We start from the raw sequence: 24,057 nt of genomic DNA, 5'->3' as shown, positions 1-24,057 counted from the left end.
TGCCGGTCCCGCACGGGGAACTGCTCGGGAAACCCCGACCGGTCCCGAACGGGGAAGTGCTCGGAGTACCCCGACCAGTTCCCCGTTCGCAAAACCCCGACCGGTTCCGGCGCCATGGCTCGCGCTGGCGCCCCTGGCGTTGGTGCCGCGCAGGGCCATCCGTTCTGCCGTACGGGCCTACGGGCAGCGCCACGCGCTGGCAACCCCGCCGTCAACCTCCACATGGGTGCGGGGCCGGGAAGAAGGCAGGGGCCTGGTCAGGAGTGGCCGAGATCGTCGTCCGCGCCGTTCTGGCCGACCGCCGACACGGAGCCGCCCTCCCGGTCCGGGTGGAGTCGGAACTCATCCGTGCCCATGGAGTCAAAGACGTGCGGTGCGGGCTGCGGCGGCTTGGGCATCACCGCGGCCTCCGAGTGGCCGCCGCATCCGTAGGCCAGCGACACCACCCGCCCGTCCGCTGGCGAGAACTCATTGGCGCACACGCCGAACGCCTGCCGTAGCGACCCCGCCATCGGTACCAGGAACCCGCAGGTCACACAGGCGGCGGGCGCTGCCTGCGCCATCGGGGTCTTGGGGCCGAAGGCCTCGTCCCAGCGGTCCGCCGCGATGTGCAGTCCGTATCGGGACAGCACTCGGGCCCGGCGCATGCCCAGTTCCTCGGCGATCGCGGCGAGCTCGCCACGCGCGTTCAGAACCGTGTCCGCGGGGGCACGGTCGGTGAGTTCCGCGTCCTCCGCCTCGACTCGGTCGGCCAGCTCCTGTGAGGTCTCGGCGATGATCGAGTTCGGCGGGGGGGCGTCCTCGCCGGAGAAGCCGGGCTCAAGGCGCAGGTCCTCCGCCTCGGTCGGCAGCAGATCACCGGGGCCCATGTCCCCCGGGCGCAGCCGTTCGCTCCAAGGCACCCATTCGGGGGCGAGCAGCGCGTCAGGGCCCGGCAGCAGGACGGTTTCGTCGACAGTGACGATCTTGGCCCGGGACGCCCGGGCCACGGTCACCGCCCAGCGCCAGCCGCGGTAGCCCAGTTCCTCGCACTCAAAGAAGTGCGTGACGACACGGTCCCCCTCCGACACCAGGGACACATGCTCACCGACCACCCCTGGGGCCGCGGCCTCCTCGGCCGCCTCCCGGGCGAGGTCTACCGCCTCGGCGCACAGACGGTCGGGGGTTCGGCTTCGCGTCGTCGCAGCACTCACAGGTCTCGCTTCTCTCCTACGCCGTCTCACGGGTGCGCCGACCGATTCGCGAGGTACGGGCCGCAGGCGGAGCGGACCAGGGGGCCGCATCAACGTCCGCGCCCAGACCAACCCGTCCCGGGCACACCTACCGCCATCCATTCTGCGGGATGACGACGAGGAGCGCGGCCGAGAACAATCGCCGGTGGCGCGCTACGCACGCTACCCCCTTCACAGCGTGGAGCCCACCTGCGCGCCCCAAGAAGGGGCCGATCAGAAGCCGATCAGCGACCACTGAGACGTCACCGAGACATCAACGAGACATCAATGAGTCGCCAAGGGCACTTGACCGAGGCGGGTCGGGGCCTGGTTCGGCGTCAGCACGTGTGCACCGCATCGAAGCGGTACTCCTGGGTGAATTGTGGCAGCAGAAGAAAATGGGACAACGCCGCATCACGCCTCCTCAGGGCTGCCCTTGGGGCACTATGGGCCAGGTGGCAGCCGCAAGCTCGTCGAGCAGGCCCGGCCCGTTCAGCAGAGCGGGCCGGGCCGTCGGCCGCGCTCTGCACCTGCCGTTCACGGGAACGGCGCGCGGAATCCGCAAGGCGACTCATGCGCACGGCGCGGGCGAGTCGGGTCTTGGGAAACTCATCGAACTGCATGCCGTGAACGGCGCGGGCGATGTCATGATCACCGTCGCGCTGGCATCCACCGTGTTCTTTTCCGTACCGACGGACGAGGCTCGCGGCCGGGTCACGCTCTACCTGGCCATCACCCTCGCTCCCTTCGCCTTGCTCGCGCCGGTGATCGGCCCGTTGCTGGACCGCATTCCCCACGGCCGCCGCGCCGCGATGGCCGGCGCGATGCTGACACGGGCCGTGCTGGCCGTGCTGATGTCGGGGTTGGTGGCGACCGGGGGCCTTGAGCTGTATCCGGCCGCGCTCGGCGTGCTGGTCGCTTCGAAGGCGTACGGGGTGGTCCGCAGCGCGGTCGTACCGCGGCTGCTGCCTCCGCGGTTCTCCCTGGTGAAGGCGAATTCCCGGGTCACGCTCGCCGGTCTGCTGGCGACAGGTGTCGCCGCGCCCATCGCGGCCGGGCTGCAACAGGTGGGCCATCAGTGGCCGCTGTACGGGGCGTGTGCGCTGTTTCTGTTGGGTACGTACTGGGCGCTGCGGATGCCGCCCAAGGTGGATTCGGCGAAGGGGGAGCGCACGGTTCGCATCCTCGCTCACGGGGAGAAGAGGCCCTCGCTGCGGTCGGTGGGCCCGTCCGTGCTCCATGGGCTCCAGGCGAATGCCGCGTTTCGGATGCTCTCCGGGTTTTTGATCTTCTTCTTGGCCTTCCTCCTGCGGGAACATCCGCTCGATGGGCAGAGCGCCGCCCTGTCGATGGGGATCGTCGGTGTCGCCGCGGGCGCGGGCAACGCGCTCGGCACCGCGATCGGCGCCTGGCTCAAGGCCCGGGCCCCAGAGATGATCATCGCGACCGTGCAGGGCATGGTGCTGACGGCCGCGATCATGGCGGCCGTCTTCTTCGGCGCCGGGATGGTGGCGGTGCTGGGGGCGACGGCGGGGCTCTGTCAGGCGCTGGCGAAGCTGTCCCTGGACGCGACGATCCAGCGGGATGTCCCGGAGGAGATCCGTACCTCCGCCTTCGCCCGGTCGGAGACGCTGTTGCAGATGTCCTGGGTGGTGGGCGGGGCGATCGGGATCGTGCTGCCGCTGAATGGCGTCCTGGGGATGTCCATGGCCGCCGCGATCGTCTTCACCGGAGCGACCGTCTCGGTGCGGGGGCTGCTGAACGCGGCCCACGGAGGCGGCAGCCCAAGGCCGCGGGTGGCGTAACTCCGTGGGACCCGTGGATGGGGCCGGGTACCTTCCCGCGCCCCTGCCCCGGCCGATCGGTGAGCCGGTGGAGCCGGCCGCGCCGCAACGGACCGAGGCCCAAGGTTCCGGCAGGAAGGCTCCGGCTCGGGTCTCCCCGGCGAGGGCGGGAGCGGGCGCAGGACGCCTCCAGGGGTGCTGGGGCGCCCTCTTGTCGCCCCCGGGCAGGCCGCCTGCCCGATGGGGCGGCCATGCGCGGTCAGGAGCCGTCAGCCCGCCCGTGGGGCGTCGACTTGGCGAGGCGTGCGGGCGGCGCGCCGGACCCCCACACAACCAAGCGCGGCGGGACCGATAGCCTTTCGGCCATGACCGTTGCGTTCTTCTCCGGTAAGCGCCGCCGGGCCGCTGCCACCCTCGGCGCCGTCTCCGCCGGGCTCCTCGTACTCTCCGGCTGCGACAAGCCGACGCCACTGGCGACCATCACGGTGGGGACGGAATCCGTCAACTCCGAGGCGACTTGCTACAACGACGGCAAGGCCCTCGCGGAGTCCAAGGCTCAGGAGTGCATCAGCAAGACCACCGGAAAGACCATCAAGGTCGACCTCGACGACCAGATCCGCTTCGGTGTCGACACCACCATCGCGGAGAACGGCTGGATGCTCTACCTGGGCGGTCAGCGGGCCGAGGAAGAGCCGTTCAAGAAGACCTACCGGTCCATTCAGGCCGGAGCCTTCTTCGCCTCTCAGACCGGTCAGCCGGTGAAGAAGGTGAATGTGAGCATCGTCGAGACCAAGGGCAGCAAGCAGCTCGGGGTCTGGCACTTCACGTTGGAGAAGAAGTCCTGACCTCGGGGGACCGCCTGATCTCAGGGGACTGGCCGTGCGCGTACTCGTCATGACCGCGGTGGCGGCGGAGGCCGACTCCGTCGCCGCGGGGCTGTCCGCCGCCCTGGTGGACTCGGTCGACCCCGCACACCGGGTGGTCGTCCTGGCCGGTGGCGTGGGCCCGGCCGCCGCCGCGGCGAGCACCGCGACCGCGCTGGCCGCGTCCCCGTACGACCTGGTGATCTCCGCGGGCATCGGCGGCGGGTTCCAGCCCCAGGCGCCCGTCGGCTCGCTCGTCGTCGCCGATGCCCTGGTGGCAGCGGACCTCGGCGCCGAGACCGCCGATGGTTTTCTGCCCGTCGTCGAACTCGGCTTCGGCCGGACCACCCACCGTCCGCCCGCGGCCTTCGCCGCCCGCGCGGCCGAGGCGCTGGGCGCCCTGCACGCTCCGGTGCTCACCGTGTCGACCGTCACCGGCACCGCTGCCCGTGCCGCCGAGCTGAGCTCACGTCACCCGGGTGCCGGCGCCGAGGCGATGGAGGGTTTCGGCGTTGCCGAAGCCGCCGCCCTCCAGGGCGTCCCGGTGCTTGAGATCCGGGCGATCTCCAATGCGGTGGGCCCGCGGGACCGACCCGCCTGGCGCGTCGGAGAGGCCCTCACCTCGCTGAAGGGCGCCTTCCGAGCCCTCGGCCCGCTTCTGGAGGAGTCGCCATGACCCTGCGCATCGGGTACTCGCCCTGCCCGAACGACACCTTCGTCTTCGACGCCTGGGCACACGGCCGGGTCCCCGGCGGCCCCGCCGTCGAGGTGACGTTCGCCGATATCGACCTCACCAACGGGATGGCCGAGCGCGGGGAGTACGACATCCTCAAGGTGTCCTACGCGGTGCTCCCCTGGGTCCTGGACGACTACGCCCTACTGCCCTGCGGCGGGGCCCTGGGCCGCGGTTGCGGCCCGCTCGTCCTGGCCCGTACGCCGGGGCTGGATCTGGCGGGGAAGACCATCGCGGTACCGAGCGAGCGTTCGACGGCGTATCTGCTGTTTCGGCTGTGGGCCGCTGACCTGGTGCCCGGCGGGGTCGGCGAGGTGGTCGTGATGCCGTTCCACGAGATCATGCCGGCGGTGCGGGAGGGCAAGGTGGACGCCGGGCTGGTGATCCACGAGGCCCGGTTCACCTATCAGAACTACGGACTTCACCGTCTCGTCGATCTGGGCGAGCACTGGGAGTCCACGACCAGCCTGCCCATCCCCCTCGGCGCGATCATCGCCAAGCGTTCGCTGGGCGCGGAGACCCTGCAGCGGCTGGCCGACACCATCCGTACCTCGGTACGCATGGCATGGGACGACCCCGAGGCCTCCCGGCCGTATGTGCGGGCGCATGCCCAGGAGATGTCGGCAACGGTCGCCGATCAGCACATCGGGCTCTACGTCAACGAGTTCACGGCCGACCTCGGCGAGGACGGCTATGCGGCGGTGCGCGGGCTACTGACACGCGCGGCGGCCGAAGGGCTCGTACCGCCCCTCGGCCGGGATGCGCTGGCATTCACATAGGCCCCTGGCACATCATGGCCAAGCCATGGCCAGGGCTTCATATCGGGCTCAGACGTCGAGCTGATCCGCCACCGCCCTGAGCAGACCCGCGATCTTGGCGCCATGGACCTTGTCGGGATAGCGACCGCGCTCCAGCATCGGGGTGATGTTCTCCAGGAGGGTCGTCAGATCCTGGACGATGGAGGCCAGTTCATCGGGTTTGCGCCGCTGGGCGGCAGCGACGGAGGGGGTGGGGTCCAGGACCGTCACGGAGAGCGCCTGATCGCCTCGCTGTCCGGCGACCACGCCGAACTCCACGCGCTGGCCGGGCTTGAGCGAATCGACCCCGGCAGGCAACACTGACGAGTGTACGAAGACGTCGCCGCCGTCGTCCCGGGAGAGAAAGCCGAAGCCCTTCTCACTGTTGAACCATTTGACCTTGCCGGTAGGCACGTCTGTCCTCGTCTTCGTACTCGTTGGGGCGCTGGGGCCACCGGAAGCTTGGCGCCGAAAAACGGCTCTGGATAGCACTACAGCGGGTCGTCCGACCCGCCAGCCCAAGGCTAATGGTCCAGAGGCTGGTGACAAGACGTCCCGGATCGGTTCGTACCTGCTGGGAACTACCCTGGCCGGATGACTGCTACTCCTTCCGCCCCGGGTGATGGGCTGGTCCGCGCCGGAGCGATTGTCTTTATCGTCGGCGCAGTGGCCACTTTGGTCACTGTTGCTCCGCTCTTTCTGGGGACCGAACCGTTTCCGCCCATCGCGTATGCGGTGTGCATGTTGATGGGCGTTGGCTTCATGATCGCCGGGGCGGGCGTACTACGGTCCATCGCGGCCCAGCGGCGGGCGGCGCGGATGGTCGCCTAGGCCCGCGCGGCGGTGTGCCCGCGCAGCCAGTCCGGGAATTCCCGCAGATCGTCGAGGACCACTTCGGCACCGGCTTCTCGCAGCTCAGCGCCGGTACACGGGCCGGTGGGCACCGCGACGGCAAGGGCTCCCGCAAGCTGTGCCCCGCGAACATCGCCGAGGTGATCTCCGACGTACACGCTCGCGCCGTGCTCCCGCAGGGCCAGGGCCTTGCCCTCCGCCCACAGCGATCCGATCACCGCGTCGGGGGTGATGCCCAGGTGTGAGAGATGGAGGCGGGCATTGGGCTCGTACTTGGCGGTGACGACGATCGCGCGCCCACCGATCTCCCGCACGGCGGCGACCGCCTCACGCGCACCGCGGAGGGCCGTAGTGGGGGCGATCGCGTGGTCGGGATAGATCTCGCGGTACCGATCGCCCATGGCCTGAATCTGATCGTCCGGGAACCAGTGCGCCAACTCCTGTTCCAGCGGGGGTCCCAGCCGGGTGACGGCGAGATCGGCGTCGATCCTCACACCGGTCTCGGCGGAGAGCGCGATGAACGCAGCGCGAACTCCGGGTCGGGAGTCGATCAGGGTCATATCGAGGTCGAAGCCGATGGTCAGGGGAGCCGTCGTCGGGTCAGGAGCCATAGGGCCCATTCTGCCTGCGTGTCCGATACACCCACCCGCTGATCGCCCCAGCCGACCATCTTCCGACCGCGGACGACGGCTACGGCTACGGCTACGGCTACGGCTACGGCTACGGCTACGGCTACGGCTACGGCTACGGCTACGGCTACGGCTACGGCTACGGCTACAAACTCCCCGGGCGGCGCGAACACCGCAAGGTGAGGAGCGGGCCGCGCTGAGCCATCACGCAACCGGACCGGTCACCTCACTACTCTCCATGACGAGAGGCGACCGACGGTCGCCGCCTCACTCAACCGGCTTCCGCGCCCGCCACACCAGATAGAGCGCCGATCCCACAGCGGCCCCCTTCAGTACCCATGGCCAGGTCTCCACCAGCGCGTCCCGCATCCCGTCCGTGGGGATCGCCGTGCCCCAGCGCTCGTTGGAACGGCCCCAAAGCCACACCAGACCGCCCGCCACCGCCACCCCTGGCATCCCGAGGACCGCGATCTTCTTCTGGATGACGGTGAGCCCGCGGGAGGCCCACGCGATCAACCATCCACCGCCGAGCGCCAGCAGAGAACTCAGTAGCGCGCCCGCGATCAGCAGGGCAGCGGCCACCAGAAGCAGCGGACTGCCGAGGCCGCTACCGCCTTCGGTGACCACTCCCGCCCTGCGACGGCCGAGCCGGGGCAGAAACCGGATCCAGCGGAACGCCCCCCGCCCTTCCGCCGCTGTCTCGGCCTCGGCCTCGACTCCGTCCTCCGCCGTCTCGTCTTCCGTCTCGTCTTCCGGAGGTGGTGGCGGCTTCAGTATCTCCGGGATCTCCACCCCGCCCGTGAAGCCGGCGACCCGCTCGCCCACCCCGAACGGGGTGGACTCGACCCGCCACCAGTCCACGTCGGGGCCCATGCCCGACCCACCGAGTTCGTCCAGGCCCGCGACATGCGGCGGCAGCGCACCGGCCGGGGCCGGTGGGTCGCTCGAAGCCTCGACGGCGCCGTTCGACTCGGCCGCCCAGAACTTGCGGGGCCGCGGAACGCGCCGGCGCACCCGCTGCTGAGGGAGCCCTGGCGAGGGTGTGGCGGAAGGGGGAGCGGAGCCGCTGGTGGGCGGGGCGGGCCCGGCTCCGGTCGGGAACGGGGGCGGTGTGTCCGAACCGCCGGATCCCGCCGCCGTCACCACCTCGTCAGGCGTGCCGATCCGTCCCAGGATGCGCCGCACCGAGGCGGGATTGTCCGCGATCGCCTTGGCCCGCTCGCGGTCGATCTCCCCACGCAACGCCGACACCAACTGCATGCGGGTGCCGGATGACAGTTGCCGCTGCTGCGCCAGATCGCCGACCCGGCTCAGATAGTCGTAGACGAGTTGATCGCTCTCGATCCCCACAGGCTTTCCCCTGCCGTTCCCTGCCCGGGCCACTCCGTCTTCCCCGGTCCGGCCCGCCCTGCACCAGACCGTAGCGCTCCAGGGGCTACCGTGGGGCGGATGGGGACCACACCCGAAGGAAGCAGCCCGCGCACACTGGCCGAGGCCTTGCGCTCCCGAGACGATGGGGAGCTCGCGGCACTGTTGCGCGCGCGCCCCGATCTGCTGTCCCCGGTACCCAGCGATCTCAGCCAGCTGGCGACCCGAGCGGGCACCCGCGCGTCTGTCGTACGGGCCTTGGAACGGCTCGACAGATTTGCGCTCCAAACCGCCGAAGCGTTGGCCGTGGCCCCTGATCTGGCCCCGTACGACGCCCTGGTGGCCCTGATGGCCGGCGACGATGGCGATGAGGTGGTGGAAGCGGCCCTACCGCGTGCGGTCGCGCTGCTGCGTACCCAGGCGTTGGTTTGGGGCGGCGATGACCGCCTCCGGCTGGTGCGCACCGCCCGTGAGCTACTCGCCCCCTCACCCAGCCGGCCGTCGCCAACGGGACTCGGCCCGACCGTCGGAGAGTCCACATCCGGGATGTCACCCGGCCGGATTCAACAGATCATCACGGCGGCGGGGCTCACAACAACCCACGATCCGGTATCGGCGGTAGCCGGGTTGACGGCGTTGTTCACCGACCGGGACCGCATGGCCGCCCTCCTTGACACCGCGCCCTCCGAGGCGCTGACCGTGCTGGACCGGCTGGTCTGGGGCCCGCCGTACGGAGAGGTGACGTCGAACCCCACCCCGCCGGTCCGTTGGCTGCGCGATCGCGGGCTGCTGCTGCCCGCCTCGCCGCGCACGGTGGTCCTCCCGCGGGAGGTGGCCCTCCATCTGCGCGCGGGCCGGGCCCATCGCGTTCCGGAGCCGGTACCGCCCGCGGTCAGGGCCGCGCCGTCGGCTCTCGGCGAGGGCCGTCCACAGCTGGTGGACGCGACAGCGGCGGGCCAGGCGCTCACCGCGCTGACCGCGGTGGAGGATCTGCTCCAGGACTGGCACGAGGGCGGTCCCGCGGTCCTGCGCGCGGGCGGGCTTTCGGTACGGGACCTCAAACGGGCCGCGATGGCGCTCGACACCACCGAGGCGATGGCCGCCTTCTGGCTGGAGTTGGCCTATGCGGCCGGGTTGCTGGCATCGGACGGTGAGACGGACGAGCGGTACGCCCCCACGCCCGCCTATGACGAGTGGCTCACCCTCCCGTCGGCCGGGCGTTGGGCCCAGCTGGCCCAGGCCTGGCTCACCTCGACCCGTACCTCCGGTCTGGTGGGCAGCCTGGACGGAAAGGGGCGGTCCTACTCGGTACTCGGTCCCGGTCTGGACCGTTCGGCGACGGTGGAGACCAGGCTGCGAGTGCTGGAACTGCTCGCCGAGTTGCCGGAGGGAACGGCCGCGGCGCAGGACACCCTGCTGGCGCGGTTGCGCTGGGAGCGTCCGCTCCAGGCGGCCACCGCGGCCAACACCATCACCAGCAACAACCCCGCCGACCGGGCGAGCGGACCGATCGACCTGCGCTCACGCATCGCGGCGTGGACGCTGGCGGAGGCCGAATCCATGGGGGTGACCGGGCGGGGAGCACTGGCGAGTCACGGGCGGGCGCTGCTGGGCGCGTCCGCCGCGGAACACTCCGGGGCCACCCAGCCGACCCACCAGGCCGAGGTGGCGGCCGTCTCGGCTGAGGCCGCGCGGAAAGCCGCCGCCGTCCTCACCCCGCTGCTGCCCGAGCCGCTGGACCACGTACTGCTCCAGGCCGACCTCACCGCCGTCGCCCCGGGCCCGCTCAAACGCCCGCTCGCGGAGACCCTGTCCGTGCTCGCCGACGTGGAGTCCAAGGGCGGCGCCACGGTCTACCGCTTCACCCCCGGCTCGGTGCGTCGCGCTCTGGACGCCGGTCGCTCGGCATCCGACCTCCACGCTTTCCTGGCCGCCCATTCGCGTACGCCCGTACCGCAGCCGCTGAGCTACCTCATCGACGATGTGGCCCGTCGCCACGGTCATCTACGGGTCGGCACGGCCTCCGCGTACGTCCGCTGTGACGATGAGGCCCTGCTCGATGAGATCCTCGCGGACAGGCGTTCCCAGCCGCTGGGGCTCCGGCGCATCGCCCCCACGGTGCTGGCCGCCCAAGCCGAGGCGCCCGTTCTGCTCGACGCGCTCCGGACCCTGGGCTACGCACCGGCGGCGGAGTCCTCGGAAGGGGCCGTGCTGATCGCCCGCGCCCATGCCCGCCGCACCCCGCCGCGCACCCCACCGGCCCCGGTCCCCGACGGTCCACCCGTACCGAACACGACCCTGCTGACCGCGGCGGTCAAGGCGATCCGGGCGGGCGATCTGGCGTCCACGGTGGCGCTCAAGCCCACCCCGTCCGAGCCGGCCCAACAGCCGGCCAGCGGTGAACTGCCCAGATCAACCCCGGCCGAGACGCTGGCCACGGTCCAGGCGGCGGCGATGACCGGATCGGTGGTCTGGATCGGCTATGTGAACGCCGAGGGCTCGGCGAGCCAGCGGGTCATCGCGCCGGTCCGGGTGGAGGGCGGCTTCGTGACCGCGTATGACCATACGGCCGACGAGGTACGCACCTATCCCCTCCACCGCATCACGGGCGTCGCGGAGCTCGCGGACGACGTGAGCTGAACCCGTCGCCGAACCTCACCCTGAGCCGGGCCAGCGCGTTGGCCCGGTTCCGGGGGTCGGTGCGGGACACCGGCTTGCGCAGGGACGGTTTCCCGGACCGCGGCCCGACGGCTGCCGTCGGGTCTCCCGCGTCCCGTGCGTCCTGGGTGTCCAACGCGGCTGCCGATTCTTGCTCCTTGGCGCGCTTGGCCTTCTCGGCCCGCTCGGCCGCCAGCCGCTGGTCCGACTCCGCCAGATGGTGGAAGTGACGCCCGATGCGCCGCCCCAGCAGAAGATAGGCGATCAGCGCCCCGCTGGTGTTGAGGATGACATCGTCGACGTCGAACGCCCGCCCCTCGACGAGCGCCCCCTGCGCCAACTCGACGAAGACCATCACCCCGATGGTCAGCAGCAGCATCCGGAGCATCCGCAGCCGCCGCGGCACCAGCACCGGCAGGATCACTCCGAACGGCGCTCCCAGCAGCAGATTGCCGCCGACCTGCTTGCAGGCGGCGAGGAAGGTGTACTCCTCGGCGTACTGCCGAAGGGATTTCCCTGGCTGGAGATTGGCCCCGGCGATGTCGGCGGACGCGGTCGACGGAGTGAGGGTCAACCTGGCCAGCACAACGGAGAACGCGACCAGCGCGGCCACCGCCACTGTCATGATCAGCAAACGCAGAGCTGTAGTGCGCCATGAGACACCCGACGGGCCCGCCGAGGAATCGACTGCCGGAGTGCCCCCTTCCCTTTGTGCTCCCCTTTGTACGGTCATAGCTCGCGGTTGCCCCGCGAGCCCGCGATCAGGCCTCCGAATGGCCTCCGGCACCAGCCTTCGCTGGCCGGCCTCCGGCTGATCCACCGCGACCCGCAACAGGAGCGCACCGGGCCCTCACCCTTCACTCCCGTCCAGGGAGCATCTGCGGAGGACTGGCCCAAAGCCGCCGAGCTGAAGGCCGATCGATCGGAGCGCGCCTCCTCGGCCCCTCCCCGGGAAGCCGAGACACTCATGTCAAGCCAGGGCTATACAGTGGTCGTGGGAACACTCTAGGTTGACGTCATGTCAGATCAGATCGCCACTCATATCGATGCCGCCCTTGCCGCACTGGGTGAGATCTCCGACCCCCTGGAGCGCGAGCGCGCCGCACGACGCATGCTGGACACCCTGCTGCCCGACGCCGCCAGGAAGGCGAAGGGCGTGCGCCAGGAAGTCGTCCTCAAGCTGCGCGAGGGGCGCACCCTGCGTGAGGTGGCCGCCATCCTGGACCTGACATACGCCCGAGTGGATCAGATCGCCAAGGGCCGGTAGTCGCCCCCGGGGCACACTCGGCGATGTACTGCCCCCGGTCGATCCGCGAAGAGAACGATCACAGGGAACTCGGTGGGCGAGACCGCGGACGCGACACCACGGGGCGGTGTGGTCCGCGCGGGTATCCTGGTAGGTCGATGTCCTCTTCCAGGGGCCACGACCTGCGATTCCCTGGCTTCACCCACTGCCTCCCACGCCGCCCGCTGTCGCTCGGCGAGGTAGACTCCCCTGTTTCACGCGAAAGCCTGACATAGATGGCAGCGCGCATTCCCGGCGCACTAGCCGAGACGCCGTTTGAGCGTCCGGCACGGGGCGAAGCCCGCGCTGTGGCGGGTGTGCCGTCCGTCACAGGACGATCGTAACTACGGAGGTATGCGTGTCCTGCTTGATCGTCCAGAGCGACAAGACCCTCCTCCTCGAAGTCGACCACGAGCTGGCCGGCGCGTGCCGGCGCGCCATCGCGCCCTTCGCGGAGCTGGAGCGTGCCCCCGAGCACATCCACACCTATCGGATCACCCCGCTCGGGCTGTGGAACGCCCGAGCCGCCGGGCATGACGCCGAGCAGGTGGTGGACGCGCTCGTCGAGTTCAGCCGCTACCCCGTGCCCCATGCCCTCCTTGTCGACGTCGCCGAGACCATGGCCCGCTACGGCCGGCTCACCCTCTCCAAGCACCCCACCCACGGCCTGGTGCTCACCAGCACCGATCGACCGGTCCTCGAAGAGATCCTTCGGTCCAAGCGGGTGCAGCCGCTGGTCGGGGAGCGGATCGACGCCGACTCGGTCGCCGTGCACCCCTCGGAGCGCGGGCAGATCAAGCAGACCCTGCTGAAGCTCGGCTGGCCCGCCGAGGACCTCGCCGGATATGTCGACGGCGAGGCCCATCCCATCGAGCTCGACGAGACCGGCTGGGCACTGCGCCCGTACCAGAAGCAGGCCGTCGAAGGCTTCTGGCACGGCGGCTCCGGAGTCGTCGTACTGCCGTGCGGCGCGGGCAAGACCCTCGTCGGCGCGGGCGCGATGGCTCAGGCGAAGGCGACCACCCTGATCCTGGTGACCAACACCGTCTCGGCCCGCCAGTGGAAGCACGAACTGGTGAAGCGCACCTCGCTGACCGAGGAGGAGATCGGTGAGTACAGCGGGACGAGGAAGGAGATCCGCCCGGTCACCATCGCCACCTACCAGGTGCTGACGACCAAGCGGAAGGGCATCTACCCCCATCTGGAGCTCTTTGACTCCCGTGACTGGGGGCTGATCCTCTATGACGAGGTGCATCTGCTGCCCGCGCCCGTCTTCAAGTTCACCGCCGACCTCCAGGCCCGGCGTCGACTGGGGCTGACCGCCACCCTGGTACGCGAGGACGGGCGGGAGTCGGACGTCTTCTCACTGATCGGTCCCAAGCGCTTCGACGCTCCGTGGAAGGAGATCGAGGCCCAGGGCTACATCGCCCCCGCGGACTGTGTGGAGGTGCGGGTCAACCTCACCGACGCCGAGCGCCTCGCCTACGCCACCGCCGAAACCGAGGAGAAGTACCGCTTCTGTGCCACCACCGCGACCAAGCGGAAGGTGACGGAGGCCCTGGTGGCCAAGCACAAGGGCGAACAGACCCTGGTCATCGGCCAGTACATCGACCAACTCGACGAGCTCGGCGAACACCTCGACGCACCCGTCATCAAGGGTGAGACATCGAACGCCCAGCGCGAGAAGCTCTTTGAAGCGTTTCGGCAGGGCGAGATCTCGGTGCTCGTCGTCTCCAAGGTCGCGAACTTCTCCATCGACCTGCCCGAGGCGACCGTGGCCATCCAGGTCTCGGGCACCTTCGGCTCCCGCCAGGAGGAAGCCCAGCGCCTGGGCCGGGTACTGCGGCCGAAGGCGGACGGCCATGAGGCACGGTTCTACTCGGTGGTCGCACGGGACACGATCGACCAGGACTTCGCCGCGCACCGCCAACGTTTCCTGGCGGAGCAGGGATACGCCTACCGCATCATGGACGCGGACGAACTACTCAGCTGACGCCGGGGCGGCAACGGTCAGAGGGTGAAGGCGATCAGTAGCGGCGCGATCGTCATCAGCGCGTACTGGACGACCAGGCACAAGGTCCGGACGCGAGTCGAGAGTGCGTCAAAGGGCAGGGCGAGAGCTGCCAGGCCCGCGATGCCCGCGGGCCACAGAAGGCCGAAAGCCGCCTCGATCATGGTCGCTTCGACGCGGGAAGGCCCGTGCGGGTCGAGCAGGGTGAGGACTGCGCACAGCACCCAGGCGCAGAGCAGGAACAGCATTCCGACGCCTGCCACCAGCCGGTGCGGCCGCGCTGCCGCGGGGGTCGCCGGGCGCGGGGCGATCTTCGTCTTCATCCGTCCATCCCAACAGGATGGACGCGGCCCGACCACGGTCGGGCTGCTCAAAGCAGGGGTGAGTACCGGTACTCAGGGGTGTGCGGTAGGGAGCGGAACGACGGTGGCCATCAGCGGCGGTGGACGCCCGCCTCCTCCGCGTATTCGCCGAGCACGGCAACACTGAAGATCGTGCCGACGAACACCTTGACCGCGCGCAGCGCGTTGCCGGTGCGGTGGGGGGAGTGCGGGGTGCCGCTCGCCGTGGCGCCCTGGTGGGCACGCGGTCGAGGGACCTGGGCGGTGGGTGTGAAGGTCGCTGTACTCATGTCTCCATGGTCGCGAGCCGGCACACCGAAGACATCGAACCAAGGACTGAACCTCGCCCCCACCCTCCTACGACTCCAGGCATAGGGGGTCCCCTACGGGCACGCACCTCAGGAGGACCCGCAACTCATCCCTGCGGCAGGCAACCGATCCACGGCCGTATGACTCAGCTTGCCCCCGGACACCCCGGGCCGCAATCGCGGCGGCCAGGGGCGCGTCCACGCGGAGAGCGGTCGGCGAAAACCCGGTCGTAGCTCTCCGGAACGCTCGGTAGACTCCTGCGCCTTGCCCGCCTCCCCTCGCGGAGCGCCGCCGTCCGGCCGGAAACCGGACGGCCCAGCCATGCCCAGAACCGCTCGCAGCTTCCGGAGGCGCCCCGTGCCCGCGCACGCCCAACCCACCCCCGCACCCGACCCGCTGGAACGCGAACGCGCCCATCTCAGCGCCTCCCGCACCGCACTGCGCGCCATGCGTGAGGAGGTGCAGCAACTCAACATCAAGGACGTCACCGGGAGCTGGGTCAGCGCCGCCGTCCTCCAGTCGCAGATCGACGCGCGCATCGCAGAGCTCGCCGACCTCTCCCACACCCCCCTCTTCTTCGGCCGTCTGGACTACCTCCACACCACCCAGGAGGGACAGCGCTACTACATCGGCCGCCGCCATGTGCACGACGGGGGCGGCGACCCCATGGTCGTGGACTGGCGCGCACCCGTATCCCAACCGTTCTACCGGGCGTCGCGGAAGGACCCGCACGATGTCCGGCTGCGTCGCCGATTCGGCTACACCGGCGGAGCGCTCACCGCCTACGAGGACGAGGACCTGACCGATCCCGCCCCGGAGGGCGAACACACCAGCAAGCTCCTCCAAGCCGAGATCGAACGCCCCCGAGTCGGTCCCATGCGGGACATCGTCGCCACCATCCAGCCGGAACAGGACGAGATCGTACGGTCATCACTGGGCGGGACCGTCTGCGTCCAGGGCGGCCCCGGCACCGGGAAGACGGCCGTGGGCCTCCATCGAGTCGCCTACCTCCTCTACGCCCACCGGGAACGACTCGCACGGACCGGCACCCTCGTGATCGGGCCGAACCGCTCCTTCCTCCACTACATCGAGCAGGTGCTGCCCGCGCTCGGCGAACTGGAGGTCAGACAGGCCACCGTCGACGACCTGGTGGCCCAGGTCGAGGTAGGCGGGAGCGACCCGGCGGCAGCGGCCGTCATCAAGGGCGACGCCCGGATGGCCCAAGTACTGCGCAGGGCCCTCCGATCGCATGTCACCCTCCCCACCGAGCCCGTCATGGTGGTGAGAGGCTCCCGACGTTGGCGGATCCCCGCCTACGAACTCGAAGAGATCGTCCAGGAGCTACTGGCCCGCGACATCCGTTACGGGGCCGCCCGCGACGCTCTGCCCCAGCGCATCGCCCACGCCGTACTCGTCCGGATGGAAGCCACCGGAGAAGCACCGGACGACCGGGTACAGGACGCCGTGGCCCGCAACCCGGCCGTGAAAGCAGCGGTCAAGGCCATCTGGCCACCGGTGGAACCGGCCAAACTGGTGCTACGACTGCTCTCCGACGCCGACTTCCTCGCCGCCCACGCGGAAGGGCTGCTCACCCCGGAGGAACAGCACACGATCCTCTGGGCGAAGCCGGCGCGGAGCGTACGGACCGTGAAGTGGTCGCCCGCGGACGCCGTGCTGATCGACGAGGCGACCGACCTCGTACAACGCACCGCGTCGCTGGGCCATGTGGTCCTCGACGAGGCGCAGGACCTCTCCCCCATGCAGTACCGCGCGGTGGGCCGCCGCTGCTCCACCGGATCGGCCACGGTCCTCGGCGACCTCGCCCAGGGCACCACCCCCTGGGCCACCGAAAGCTGGCAGGAGGCACTCGACCACCTCGGGAAGTCGGACGCCGTGGTCGAAGAGCTCACCGCGGGGTTCCGAGTCCCGCGCGAGGTCATCGCCTACGCCTCCAGGCTGCTCCCCCATATGTCCCCAGGTCTGGCCGAGGTCCGCTCGATGCGAGAGTCCCCCGGGTCGCTGGAAGTGCGCGAGGTGAGAGGGGACTTGGACGCGGCGGTGGTGGCAGCGTGCGTGGATGCGCTCCAACACGAGGGATCGATCGGCCTGATCGCCGCCGACAGCCGCGTCGAATCCCTCGCCACCGCCCTCACCACAGCCAACCTCCCCCACCTCACCCCCGGCTCCGAAACCACCGCCGACTCCCGCCTGACCCTGGTCCCGGCGTCCCTGGCCAAGGGCCTGGAGTACGACTACGTGGTCCTCGACGATCCCGCGACGGTGGTGGCGGCCGAGCCTGACGAGCGCACGGGGCTTCGTCGGTTGTATGTGGCCTTGACGCGTGCGGTGTCGGGGTTGACGGTGTTGCATGTTGGGGCGCTGCCGCCCCAACTGGGGTGAGGCCTGCGGCCTGCGCTTGGGGGCCTGTGTTGGTTGTCCTCACCGGGGGTGGGAGCCCTGGCTATTGGGCTGGACGCGCCGGTGTTGGTTGTGCTCACCGGGGGTGGGAGCCCTGGCTCTTGGGCTGGACGCGCCGGTGTTGGTTGTGCTCACCGGGGGTGGGGGGTTCCGTCCTCAAACGCCGGACGGGCTGGGGTTGCCCCTTGGCGGGGTGCCCTGTATTGGCGTGGGTCGCCTGTGCCCTGGGGCCTTGAGCCCAGGGGCTGGACGCTCCCGTGTTGGTTGTCCTCACCCGGGGTGGAGGGTTCCGTCCTCAAACGCCGGACGGGCTGAATTGGTCTCCTTGGCGTGGGGTGCTTTTGTTTGCGGGGGCTGCTGGTGGTCGAGGTTTTGGGTTTTCCGGGGTTGAGGGTCTTGTTGTGTTGTGGTTGGGGGGTGCTATCGGGGGTGACTCCTCAGCGTCGACGGCCTGATGCCACTTTGATCCGGCATGCGGGTCTTGCCGTCGATCGCTTCCGGGGACACCCCCTGCGCGCCCCCACGCCCATGCCAGCTTCCTCTTGCCCTCGGGTATGTGTACCCCTATGGGTCCGGGTGGGGGTGCAGTTGTCTTCGTGTGTGCCTATGCCTTCCAGATCAGGTCGCCGGGGGTGGGGCCTGGATCATGGTTGGGGAAGCAGTGGGGGCAGGTGTAGAGGGTGGTCCCGGGTCCGTTGGTGGTGTGGAGGTGGCGTACGGCGATGGGGGCACGGGTGAGTTTGCCGCAGTCGCAACAGTGCTCGGCGCCCCCTACACCGCCACCACCGGTGTCCACCAAGTCCCGGTCAACACAGCGGCGGTAGCCGCATGAACATCGACGAACTCTCCCCGACATCTCACCCGACCCGCTGTAGTCGGCGGAGTGCCATCCGGGCCGGGGTCGGCGGGTCCACGGCAGTACGTTCAGCACCCATACGAGTGCCCGGGCGATACGATCACACATACGTCGTTCAGCTCCTGAGAAAGCTGTTCGGTGAGCCCCGAGGAACTGGGTACGACCGGTTCCTTGGGGCGTTTCTTTTTCACTGCTGCGTGTGCGCATGGAGGGGTGTGGCGCGGATGGCCGATGTTGTGTTCTTGTGTCCCCTGGCGGGGAGCGGCACCGACCAGAAAAAAATTGGGTTGGGTGGCCCGTCCGACCGTGCTCCAGGTCGCCCCGTTCGACATGGGTGACAGTCGCCCCCTCAGCTTGCCGCTCTACATCCTGACCTTGCAGAACCGATCCCTGTTGTCCTACGCGGAGTCCGCCCAACGGGGCCAACTTGAGCGGGAAAGCACCTCCGTAGTGCCTCTGTTGACCGCCTACCATCAACTACAAGCAGAAGCACTGTCCCAAGCGGCATCCGTAGCCATGATCAATCAGTTGCGAAAGGGCAACCCGTGACGACTGAATCCCCCCGCTGGATCAAGTCCTCCTACAGCGAAAACGGCGGTGCGTGCGTTGAGTGGGCCCCCGTATTTGCGTCATCCGGCGTCGTCCCCGTCCGAGACAGCAAGCGAGTGAACGGCCCGGTCCTCCTGGTGTCCCCGTCGGCGTTCGCCGGGCTGGTCGCCCTTGCCCGGTCCAGCGAGCTTTAACAACACTCCGATGCAAGCTGAGCCCTGCACATCATTTTCGGAGTGCAGGGCTCAGCCGTGTCAGGCAACAAGACTCCTAGTAAGAGCATTTGACGGTCTTCTCTCGACGGCCAAGTGGAAAGGGCTCTCCCAAGCTGCATCTGTAACGACGGATCAGTCTTCGAAAGGGCGACTCATGACGACCGAATCTCCTATCTGGATCAAGTCCTCCTACAGCCAGCAGGGGGGCAACTGTGTCGAGTGGGCCCCGGCACACGCGTCCACTACGGGCATGGTCCCCGTCCGTGACTCCAAAGAGCCGCACGGCCCGATACTGAGCCTTCCCGCCGACTCGTTCGCCTCCTTCGTGGCGGGTGTCAAGGCCGGGGAGTTCAGCACTGTCTGACTGGCCGACGAAGCATGTACGGGGCAGCACATCCACCATCGAAAGCCTCGCCACATTCGGATTCCGTTCGGGGACATGGCGGGGCTTTCGCGTGCGCCATAGCCACGATCTACCTCCCCCGGCCCCTGCGGGGACAGGACCCTGAGGGCAAGAGGTACCGGGCCTCGGATGGGGGCGCGCAGGGGGTGTCCCCGGAAGCGATCGACGGCAAGAGAGCCTTGCCGGCTCGGAGGAGCTTCGGGCCGTCGACGCTGAGGAGCCACCCCCGATAGCACCCCCCAACCCCAACAGAGGCAAGACCCCCAGCCCAGGCAACCCAAGACCCCAACCCCGGGCAACCCACGCCAAAACAAGCCCCCGCCAGGGGGCACCCCCAGCCCGTCCGGCGCTTGAGGACGGAACCCTCCGCCTCAGACGAGGAAGACCAGCGCGGCGGCTCCGAGCCACAGCGCAGCACCACTCAACAACGAAAGCCCCGCCACACCCCTTGAATCCCCATGGGTAGGTGGTCTAGCGAGGCTCAGTGCGCGCTCATGCCTTGGTGCGGTGGGCGGCCCAGCGGGCGGACGCGGTGACCATGCGGGCGGTCCATGGGTCCGGGTCTCCGCCCCCGATCTCTTCCCACAGGTTGGCGTTGGCCATGGCGAACGCGTCCACACCCTCAGATGGGGCGCTCCGCCATGAGGGGACTTCTCCCGCCCAGTGCTCCGCGGATTCCGCCGTGTGGCCCCCAGCGGCCATGAGCCAGATCACCCAGTAGCCAGGGTCCAACCACTTGGCGCCCCGGGTGGCCCAGGCCCAGTCCACAAGGAATGCGGTCTCCTCCACCAGCACGTTGGCGTTGTTGAGGTCCGTATGAAGGAGAGAGTCCCCGGCGAAGTGGGCCAAGTCTCCAGGCTTCGCTGCGTATCGCTCAAGGCGTTGCTCTGCATGCCGCAGCTCGATGTCCGGGCAAGCGACTTCTCCCAGACGAACTAGCAGGTTGGCAACCTTCGAGAGGTCTGGCGATCCGGGCGAGTAGTCCGCATGGTGGCCTTCAAGGGCTTCGAAGCCCAGGAGGTCCCACTCCTCACCTTCGATCCGCCACCGGAGATCCGGGGCGACTCCCTGAAGGAAGGGGTTGACCTCCGCTTCGCGACGCTGGGTCCAGGCCCGGGGATGGCCGGCCCGGAGTCCCTTCACGTAGACGCTCCCGGTCTCCGTGAAGACACGGGCAGCAATCTCACTGTTGAACCCCTCCTCCGCCGGTTCGGCCTTCAGGAGAGGTCCGGTGAGCGCTTCGACTTCGGCGAGCACCGCCGAAGGCAGTTCTTCAAAGGCGATTCGGTTTGTTGCCACGGCTCCTCACACTTCCACACACGAGCTGTGCGGCCCCACCACGTCGAATGAACGCCGCGAAGCCCGCGCGGGTACGTAAAGGCCCGGAGCGGCGGGCCGACTACTGGTAAGGGTTGTCGTTGCCGCATCCGCGGTCTGAAGCAGACGCGAGCGTCTCCACGTCCACGATCTGGACGCCCGTCAGCTCAGGGATGCCCGCACGGGGACGCTCCTGGATCGTGGTCAGCTGCCAGTCCCCCACCGCGCCTAGGGGGGTGATCTCTACCGCAACAACAGTCACTTCGTTGCCTCCTTCATTCCGTGCTGACAGTAGGTGCGGAGGGGTGCCTCCGCTTCCTGGTACACCTTCGCAAGCGGCCGACAGACCCGACAGGTCTTCGACAACTTGCAGCCGGAACATCCACCGGCGCGGGACATTTGAGAATCTGCGATTGCGGGCAGCCGGGTAAGCCCGCTCAATCCTTCGGCCAACAGGTTGATGGGGTTCTCGCGACCGATCTTGCACATGGTCACCCAGCCGTGCGGGTCAACGTGAAAGAAGCGGTAACCGGCCGGGCACCCGGCGAAGACAGACGAGCGGCCAATCCAGTCTTCCGCCTGGGTAGCAAGAGGCTCGTTTCCGCCGTCGTAGGTGGGGGAAATGCTCCCGTACTCCTTGCGGTAGACCCCGTATCGGTCGGCGAGATCGCGCATAGCGTCCACTTCGTGGGCGTTGCGCTTTGTGATGATGAGCGTGATCTCCAAGGGAATACCAGCTTCTTTTGCCGCTGCTATTCCTTTCATCACGCCTTTGAAGGAGTCGCGACGCCGAGTGAGGGCATCGAAGCTCTCTGATGTGGCGCCGTACAGAGAGACCATCACCTTGTGGGGCGGTAGGGCGGTGAGCATGTCGATCATGGCAGGCTGGTAGAGCCGTGAGCCGTTGGTGAGAAGTTCCAGCAGCATTCCCATGCCATGGGCCATCCGATACGCGGCAGGGAAGTCCCGATCAATCGTCGGTTCACCGCCTGTGAACTGGAGCCAGAGAACTCCGGCGTCACGGAGCATGGTGAGGAGAAGCCTCTTCTCGTCCATGCCCAATCCTTCGAACTTCCGTTCCGGAAGGAAACAGTGCTCACACCCAAAGTTGCAGCCTTTGTTGATCTCGAAGGTTGCCCGGCTGTAATTGAGGATGGTGAGCGGCCGAACGAGGACCGCCGTGTCGCTAGGCTGTCCGGCGGGTCGGAGCCCCCAGGCGGCTTGAGCAGCGTCAGCGAGCCAACCCGGGACCGGGCTTCCCCCAGCTACCGCCTCCACCACTTCTTCGTAGAAGGAACGGGGGATGTGGAGCGCCTTTTGTTCCCCCTGCCGTACAACAGCGAACTTGTCATCCTGCGGAGTAGCGACTACTTGGTGCATGGCTCTCCATTCAGCAGACTGGCTACCCACCCTCGCTGAACCACCATGATTGGATCGCTCCCCCGGTGAGAGTGTGCGCTTTCGGGTAGTCCTTCAGACCGGTTGGTCAGGAAACTTCCGCCATGCGTTATCGAAGCTAACGGGCATGGGGTCGCTATCCCGAAATATCCACAGCAACATGGCACCAGGCTGTTGGTGTTCGTGCCTTCTCGGCTCACCGACCGCCATTCGCCACTGGCTCTATCCGACGGAACGCTAGGCAAGGCTCGGGACGGCGTAGAGGTGGTACTCGCGGTTACTCTCGCGGGCCCAAAGACTGCCTAGCCCGCATGACGACCCGGTGCGCCCCGGCGCCATAGAGGGCATTACTTTCCAACGCGGCCCAAGCACGAATGTGCAGAGCTACGTCTTCCGGATCGTCCAACCACATTTCGGCGTGCCAGGTCTCGGTGATCACGAGGCTGTCATCATGGACGGAGAATCCGACACCAGCGGGAACGTTCATGTCTGCTTCGAATGGCACGATACCTACCCGCACGTTCCCTGGACCGAGCCGCCCCACAATTCGGTCAAGCTGCACCGAGAGCACCGGGGGCGAGCAAGGCCGCGCCCGTAGAGCCCCTTCCCAGACAAGAAAGTGAAACGTCCGACTCTGGTCCATGAGGATGTCTTGACGCCCCATACGTGCCTGCACAGCGGCCTCGATGTCCCGAGGGGCGGTGTGGATAGCGGAGTATCGAGTGAGCACTGCGCGCGCGTAGTCGGCGGTCTGCAAGAGCCCTGGTATTAGCGCGGGGTCGAAGCTGCGCCGAGTGCGCGTCTTCTGAGCTTGTGCCCCGTGCGCTTCCTGCACGGCGCGATAGCCACCCGCCAACTGTCGGCGCCATGATCGGTACTGCGTCTCCAGCCCACGCAGTCGCCCGACGAGTTCGCCGATTACCCCCGGCTTCCCGGTCCCCTCAGCCCATGCACTGAGATCCGCGACAGTCGGTGTCTGTTTTCCAGTCTCCAATTTGCTGACCTTGGACTGTCCCCACTCAAGCCGGTCAGCCAGTTCGCGGCCCGTAAGCCCGCCCTCGGTGCGCAACTCCCGCAGGCGCGCACCGAGGGACACCCGGGCTTGCTGAAAGTCCGTACTCACTCAGAGGACGGTACCTTCCCCGTGAACTCCTGGTAGGGGATGGCGTGGTGCCATGCGACGTCCCGCAGCTGACAGGCTCGCAGCACCTCGGCAGGATCGGTGATCAACTCCATGCCGATAGTGCGCTCACCCTCGAAATGAAAACGCGCCACCGTGCGGGAGTCGAACAGCCAGAAGTCCGAGAGGTTCACACCGTGACGCTCGGCATCGTCCCGCCACAGGTGACGGATGTCCTCACCGGCTGCCACGTTCGTCCGCGCACAGGCAAGCAGGTACCGCTGGCCGGTGGTCGGCGGGTTGTCCACGATCCGTACCCGCTCGAACCTCTTGCCAACGTCCACCATGCGCCGCACGTTGGCGAACCATGAGTGCCCTACTTCCCCGGCGGTGTCACCGGTCCGCAGGAACTCTTGGTAAGACGGCATCGCCTGGTCGGACGCGTACCCACTTCGGGTCTCCAGCCGCCATGCGGTGTGCTCGAACCCGTCGTTGATGAACTCGCTGATCTTCTGTTGCGGAACGAACTCCGGCACGTGCGTGACCTCCCTTGGGGAGAAGTCCGCCAGCAGTGCCCGAGGTACGACCACGAACGCTTCCCCATCCTTGACGTACTTGAGCTGCGCCACGTCCGTGGGGTCAATCACCGCGTCCCCCTGCACGAGCATTTCCCCCGTGTCCAGATCCTCATACAGCGTGGGGCAGTCACCCAATCCGGATGTGCTCCCGAGGACCCGCAGACGCCTTGCCATGGCCGTTCCCCTCGTCGTCGGACACAACAACGCAAGCATGACGATCCGAAGGGGGGTCCGTCCGGGGTGATTCTCGATTATTCGCATCCCCGGTGCTATGCGGTGGCCCCGCACCCGCGCTTGAGGTTCAGCAACCTCCCCCAGGCTCCTACCAAGGCCACGCGTCCCAAGGGGCAAGCGGGACCAAG

Annotated in this window: 24 protein-coding genes and 1 pseudogene; 12 read left to right on the top strand and 13 right to left on the bottom strand. The window is 68.4% G+C overall.

Annotated features, from left to right (window positions below):
* Positions 1 to 257: 257 nt before the first annotated feature.
* Positions 258 to 1,193, bottom strand: coding sequence for a DUF3027 domain-containing protein (locus NBG84_RS26745; RefSeq protein WP_250922170.1), 936 nt, complete (start codon positions 1,191 to 1,193; stop codon positions 258 to 260).
* Positions 1,194 to 1,666: 473 nt separating this feature from the next.
* Between NBG84_RS26745 and NBG84_RS26740 the strand changes: the two genes are divergently transcribed.
* The 4 genes from NBG84_RS26740 (at position 1,667) to NBG84_RS26725 (ending at position 5,370) form a co-directional block, all read left to right on the top strand.
* Positions 1,667 to 3,016 carry an MFS transporter gene (locus tag NBG84_RS26740; protein WP_250922169.1) on the top strand — a complete coding sequence of 450 codons (1,350 nt, stop codon included), beginning with the start codon at positions 1,667 to 1,669 and terminating at the stop codon, positions 3,014 to 3,016.
* A gap of 344 nt (positions 3,017 to 3,360) precedes the next feature.
* A complete protein-coding gene (locus NBG84_RS26735) occupies positions 3,361 to 3,840 on the top strand; it encodes a DUF2771 domain-containing protein (RefSeq protein WP_250922168.1) in 480 nt (159 codons plus the stop codon).
* A 34-nt stretch (positions 3,841 to 3,874) separates the two neighbouring features.
* A complete protein-coding gene (locus NBG84_RS26730; RefSeq protein WP_250922167.1) occupies positions 3,875 to 4,534 on the top strand; it encodes a futalosine hydrolase in 660 nt (219 codons plus the stop codon).
* A complete protein-coding gene (locus NBG84_RS26725; protein ID WP_250922166.1) occupies positions 4,531 to 5,370 on the top strand; it encodes a 1,4-dihydroxy-6-naphtoate synthase in 840 nt (279 codons plus the stop codon). Before NBG84_RS26730 ends, NBG84_RS26725 begins: the two co-directional genes overlap by 4 nt.
* A 48-nt stretch (positions 5,371 to 5,418) precedes the next feature.
* Here NBG84_RS26725 and NBG84_RS40765 read toward each other — a convergent pair whose 3' ends face one another.
* The gene (locus tag NBG84_RS40765; RefSeq protein WP_308312115.1) at positions 5,419 to 5,802 is read right to left on the bottom strand and encodes a cold-shock protein; all 384 of its coding nucleotides are present in this window, start codon (positions 5,800 to 5,802) and stop codon (positions 5,419 to 5,421) included.
* A gap of 180 nt (positions 5,803 to 5,982) precedes the next feature.
* On the opposite strand from NBG84_RS40765, the gene NBG84_RS26715 reads away from it, so the two are divergent.
* Positions 5,983 to 6,219, top strand: coding sequence for a hypothetical protein (locus NBG84_RS26715; protein WP_250922165.1), 237 nt, complete (start codon positions 5,983 to 5,985; stop codon positions 6,217 to 6,219).
* Here the strand turns inward: NBG84_RS26715 and NBG84_RS26710 are convergent.
* Positions 6,216 to 6,851 (bottom strand): HAD family hydrolase, encoded by a 636-nt coding sequence (locus NBG84_RS26710; RefSeq protein ID WP_250922164.1) that lies wholly within the window; start codon positions 6,849 to 6,851, stop codon positions 6,216 to 6,218. The two genes, NBG84_RS26715 and NBG84_RS26710, sit on opposite strands and share 4 nt — an antisense overlap.
* Positions 6,852 to 7,136: 285 nt before the next feature.
* Positions 7,137 to 8,219 carry a hypothetical protein gene (locus tag NBG84_RS26705; RefSeq protein ID WP_250922163.1) on the bottom strand — a complete coding sequence of 361 codons (1,083 nt, stop codon included), beginning with the start codon at positions 8,217 to 8,219 and terminating at the stop codon, positions 7,137 to 7,139.
* A 99-nt stretch (positions 8,220 to 8,318) separates the two neighbouring features.
* Here NBG84_RS26705 and NBG84_RS26700 point away from each other — a divergent pair, with 99 nt between their 5' ends.
* Positions 8,319 to 10,877: a helicase-associated domain-containing protein gene (locus NBG84_RS26700; RefSeq protein ID WP_250922162.1), complete on the top strand. Its 2,559-nt coding sequence runs from the start codon at positions 8,319 to 8,321 to the stop codon at positions 10,875 to 10,877.
* Here the strand turns inward: NBG84_RS26700 and NBG84_RS26695 are convergent.
* Entirely contained in the window at positions 10,840 to 11,520 is a 681-nt protein-coding gene (locus tag NBG84_RS26695) for a VanZ family protein (RefSeq protein WP_250922192.1), read from the bottom strand. The genes NBG84_RS26700 and NBG84_RS26695 overlap by 38 nt on opposite strands.
* A 393-nt stretch (positions 11,521 to 11,913) precedes the next feature.
* Here NBG84_RS26695 and NBG84_RS26690 point away from each other — a divergent pair, with 393 nt between their 5' ends.
* Both NBG84_RS26690 and NBG84_RS26685 read left to right on the top strand, forming a co-directional pair.
* Positions 11,914 to 12,162 (top strand): hypothetical protein, encoded by a 249-nt coding sequence (locus NBG84_RS26690; protein ID WP_250922161.1) that lies wholly within the window; start codon positions 11,914 to 11,916, stop codon positions 12,160 to 12,162.
* Between the two features lie 376 nt (positions 12,163 to 12,538).
* Positions 12,539 to 14,173, top strand: a complete 1,635-nt coding sequence (locus NBG84_RS26685) for a DNA repair helicase XPB (protein ID WP_250922160.1) — start codon at positions 12,539 to 12,541, stop codon at positions 14,171 to 14,173.
* A gap of 17 nt (positions 14,174 to 14,190) precedes the next feature.
* Here NBG84_RS26685 and NBG84_RS26680 read toward each other — a convergent pair whose 3' ends face one another.
* Complete coding sequence (locus NBG84_RS26680; protein ID WP_250922159.1) at positions 14,191 to 14,514, bottom strand: hypothetical protein; 324 nt, start codon at positions 14,512 to 14,514, stop codon at positions 14,191 to 14,193.
* A gap of 110 nt (positions 14,515 to 14,624) precedes the next feature.
* Positions 14,625 to 14,822, bottom strand: a complete 198-nt coding sequence (locus NBG84_RS26675) for a hypothetical protein (protein WP_250922158.1) — start codon at positions 14,820 to 14,822, stop codon at positions 14,625 to 14,627.
* Positions 14,823 to 15,162: 340 nt separating this feature from the next.
* Here NBG84_RS26675 and NBG84_RS26670 point away from each other — a divergent pair, with 340 nt between their 5' ends.
* A complete protein-coding gene (locus tag NBG84_RS26670; protein ID WP_250922157.1) occupies positions 15,163 to 17,241 on the top strand; it encodes a HelD family protein in 2,079 nt (692 codons plus the stop codon).
* Between the two features lie 622 nt (positions 17,242 to 17,863).
* Here the strand turns inward: NBG84_RS26670 and NBG84_RS26665 are convergent.
* A complete protein-coding gene (locus NBG84_RS26665; RefSeq protein WP_250922156.1) occupies positions 17,864 to 18,223 on the bottom strand; it encodes a hypothetical protein in 360 nt (119 codons plus the stop codon).
* 195 nt (positions 18,224 to 18,418) lie between these two features.
* Here NBG84_RS26665 and NBG84_RS26660 point away from each other — a divergent pair.
* The 3 genes and pseudogenes from NBG84_RS26660 to NBG84_RS26650 form a co-directional block, all read left to right on the top strand.
* A pseudogene (locus NBG84_RS26660) lies at positions 18,419 to 18,664 on the top strand (Scr1 family TA system antitoxin-like transcriptional regulator); the annotation flags it as partial.
* A complete protein-coding gene (locus tag NBG84_RS26655) occupies positions 18,661 to 18,858 on the top strand; it encodes a DUF397 domain-containing protein (protein WP_250922155.1) in 198 nt (65 codons plus the stop codon). The pseudogene NBG84_RS26660 and the gene NBG84_RS26655, both read left to right, overlap by 4 nt.
* A gap of 175 nt (positions 18,859 to 19,033) precedes the next feature.
* Positions 19,034 to 19,243, top strand: coding sequence for a DUF397 domain-containing protein (locus tag NBG84_RS26650; protein ID WP_250922154.1), 210 nt, complete (start codon positions 19,034 to 19,036; stop codon positions 19,241 to 19,243).
* Positions 19,244 to 19,774: 531 nt separating this feature from the next.
* Here the strand turns inward: NBG84_RS26650 and NBG84_RS26645 are convergent.
* The 5 genes from NBG84_RS26645 to NBG84_RS26625 form a co-directional block, all read right to left on the bottom strand.
* A complete protein-coding gene (locus NBG84_RS26645; protein ID WP_250922153.1) occupies positions 19,775 to 20,581 on the bottom strand; it encodes an aminoglycoside phosphotransferase in 807 nt (268 codons plus the stop codon).
* A gap of 100 nt (positions 20,582 to 20,681) precedes the next feature.
* Positions 20,682 to 20,861: a hypothetical protein gene (locus NBG84_RS26640; RefSeq protein WP_250922152.1), complete on the bottom strand. Its 180-nt coding sequence runs from the start codon at positions 20,859 to 20,861 to the stop codon at positions 20,682 to 20,684.
* On the bottom strand, positions 20,858 to 21,979 hold the full coding sequence (locus NBG84_RS26635) for a radical SAM protein (RefSeq protein ID WP_250922151.1): 1,122 nt from the start codon (positions 21,977 to 21,979) through the stop codon (positions 20,858 to 20,860). The genes NBG84_RS26640 and NBG84_RS26635 overlap by 4 nt, the downstream gene beginning before the upstream one ends.
* Before the next feature lie 295 nt (positions 21,980 to 22,274).
* Positions 22,275 to 23,120, bottom strand: coding sequence for a helix-turn-helix domain-containing protein (locus tag NBG84_RS26630; RefSeq protein ID WP_250922150.1), 846 nt, complete (start codon positions 23,118 to 23,120; stop codon positions 22,275 to 22,277).
* Entirely contained in the window at positions 23,117 to 23,869 is a 753-nt protein-coding gene (locus tag NBG84_RS26625) for a DUF6879 family protein (RefSeq protein WP_250922149.1), read from the bottom strand. Before NBG84_RS26625 ends, NBG84_RS26630 begins: the two co-directional genes overlap by 4 nt.
* Between the last annotated feature and the right edge of the window lie 188 nt (positions 23,870 to 24,057).

This window comes from Streptomyces albipurpureus, from assembly GCF_023701525.1.
GTDB lineage: Bacteria > Actinomycetota > Actinomycetes > Streptomycetales > Streptomycetaceae > Streptomyces > Streptomyces albipurpureus.
The sequence above is the reverse complement of the archived record's forward strand: the minus strand, read 5'-3'. Positions and strand labels throughout refer to the sequence as shown.

Bases quoted from the DNA above. Each gene is read 5' to 3' on its own strand.
- NBG84_RS26735 (WP_250922168.1), top strand. From the start codon at position 3,361: ATGACCGTTGCGTTCTTCTCCGGTAAGCGCCGCCGGGCCGCTGCCACC.
- NBG84_RS26725 (WP_250922166.1), top strand. From the start codon at position 4,531: ATGACCCTGCGCATCGGGTACTCGCCCTGCCCGAACGACACCTTCGTC.
- NBG84_RS26715 (WP_250922165.1), top strand. From the start codon at position 5,983: ATGACTGCTACTCCTTCCGCCCCGGGTGATGGGCTGGTCCGCGCCGGA.
- NBG84_RS26710 (WP_250922164.1), bottom strand. From the start codon at position 6,851: ATGGCTCCTGACCCGACGACGGCTCCCCTGACCATCGGCTTCGACCTC.
- NBG84_RS26700 (WP_250922162.1), top strand. From the start codon at position 8,319: ATGGGGACCACACCCGAAGGAAGCAGCCCGCGCACACTGGCCGAGGCC.
- NBG84_RS26695 (WP_250922192.1), bottom strand. From the start codon at position 11,520: ATGACAGTGGCGGTGGCCGCGCTGGTCGCGTTCTCCGTTGTGCTGGCC.
- NBG84_RS26690 (WP_250922161.1), top strand. From the start codon at position 11,914: ATGTCAGATCAGATCGCCACTCATATCGATGCCGCCCTTGCCGCACTG.
- NBG84_RS26680 (WP_250922159.1), bottom strand. From the start codon at position 14,514: ATGAAGACGAAGATCGCCCCGCGCCCGGCGACCCCCGCGGCAGCGCGG.
- NBG84_RS26675 (WP_250922158.1), bottom strand. From the start codon at position 14,822: ATGAGTACAGCGACCTTCACACCCACCGCCCAGGTCCCTCGACCGCGT.
- NBG84_RS26670 (WP_250922157.1), top strand. From the start codon at position 15,163: ATGCCCAGAACCGCTCGCAGCTTCCGGAGGCGCCCCGTGCCCGCGCAC.
- NBG84_RS26665 (WP_250922156.1), bottom strand. From the start codon at position 18,223: ATGTGTGATCGTATCGCCCGGGCACTCGTATGGGTGCTGAACGTACTG.
- NBG84_RS26650 (WP_250922154.1), top strand. From the start codon at position 19,034: ATGACGACCGAATCTCCTATCTGGATCAAGTCCTCCTACAGCCAGCAG.
- NBG84_RS26635 (WP_250922151.1), bottom strand. From the start codon at position 21,979: ATGCACCAAGTAGTCGCTACTCCGCAGGATGACAAGTTCGCTGTTGTA.
- NBG84_RS26625 (WP_250922149.1), bottom strand. From the start codon at position 23,869: ATGGCAAGGCGTCTGCGGGTCCTCGGGAGCACATCCGGATTGGGTGAC.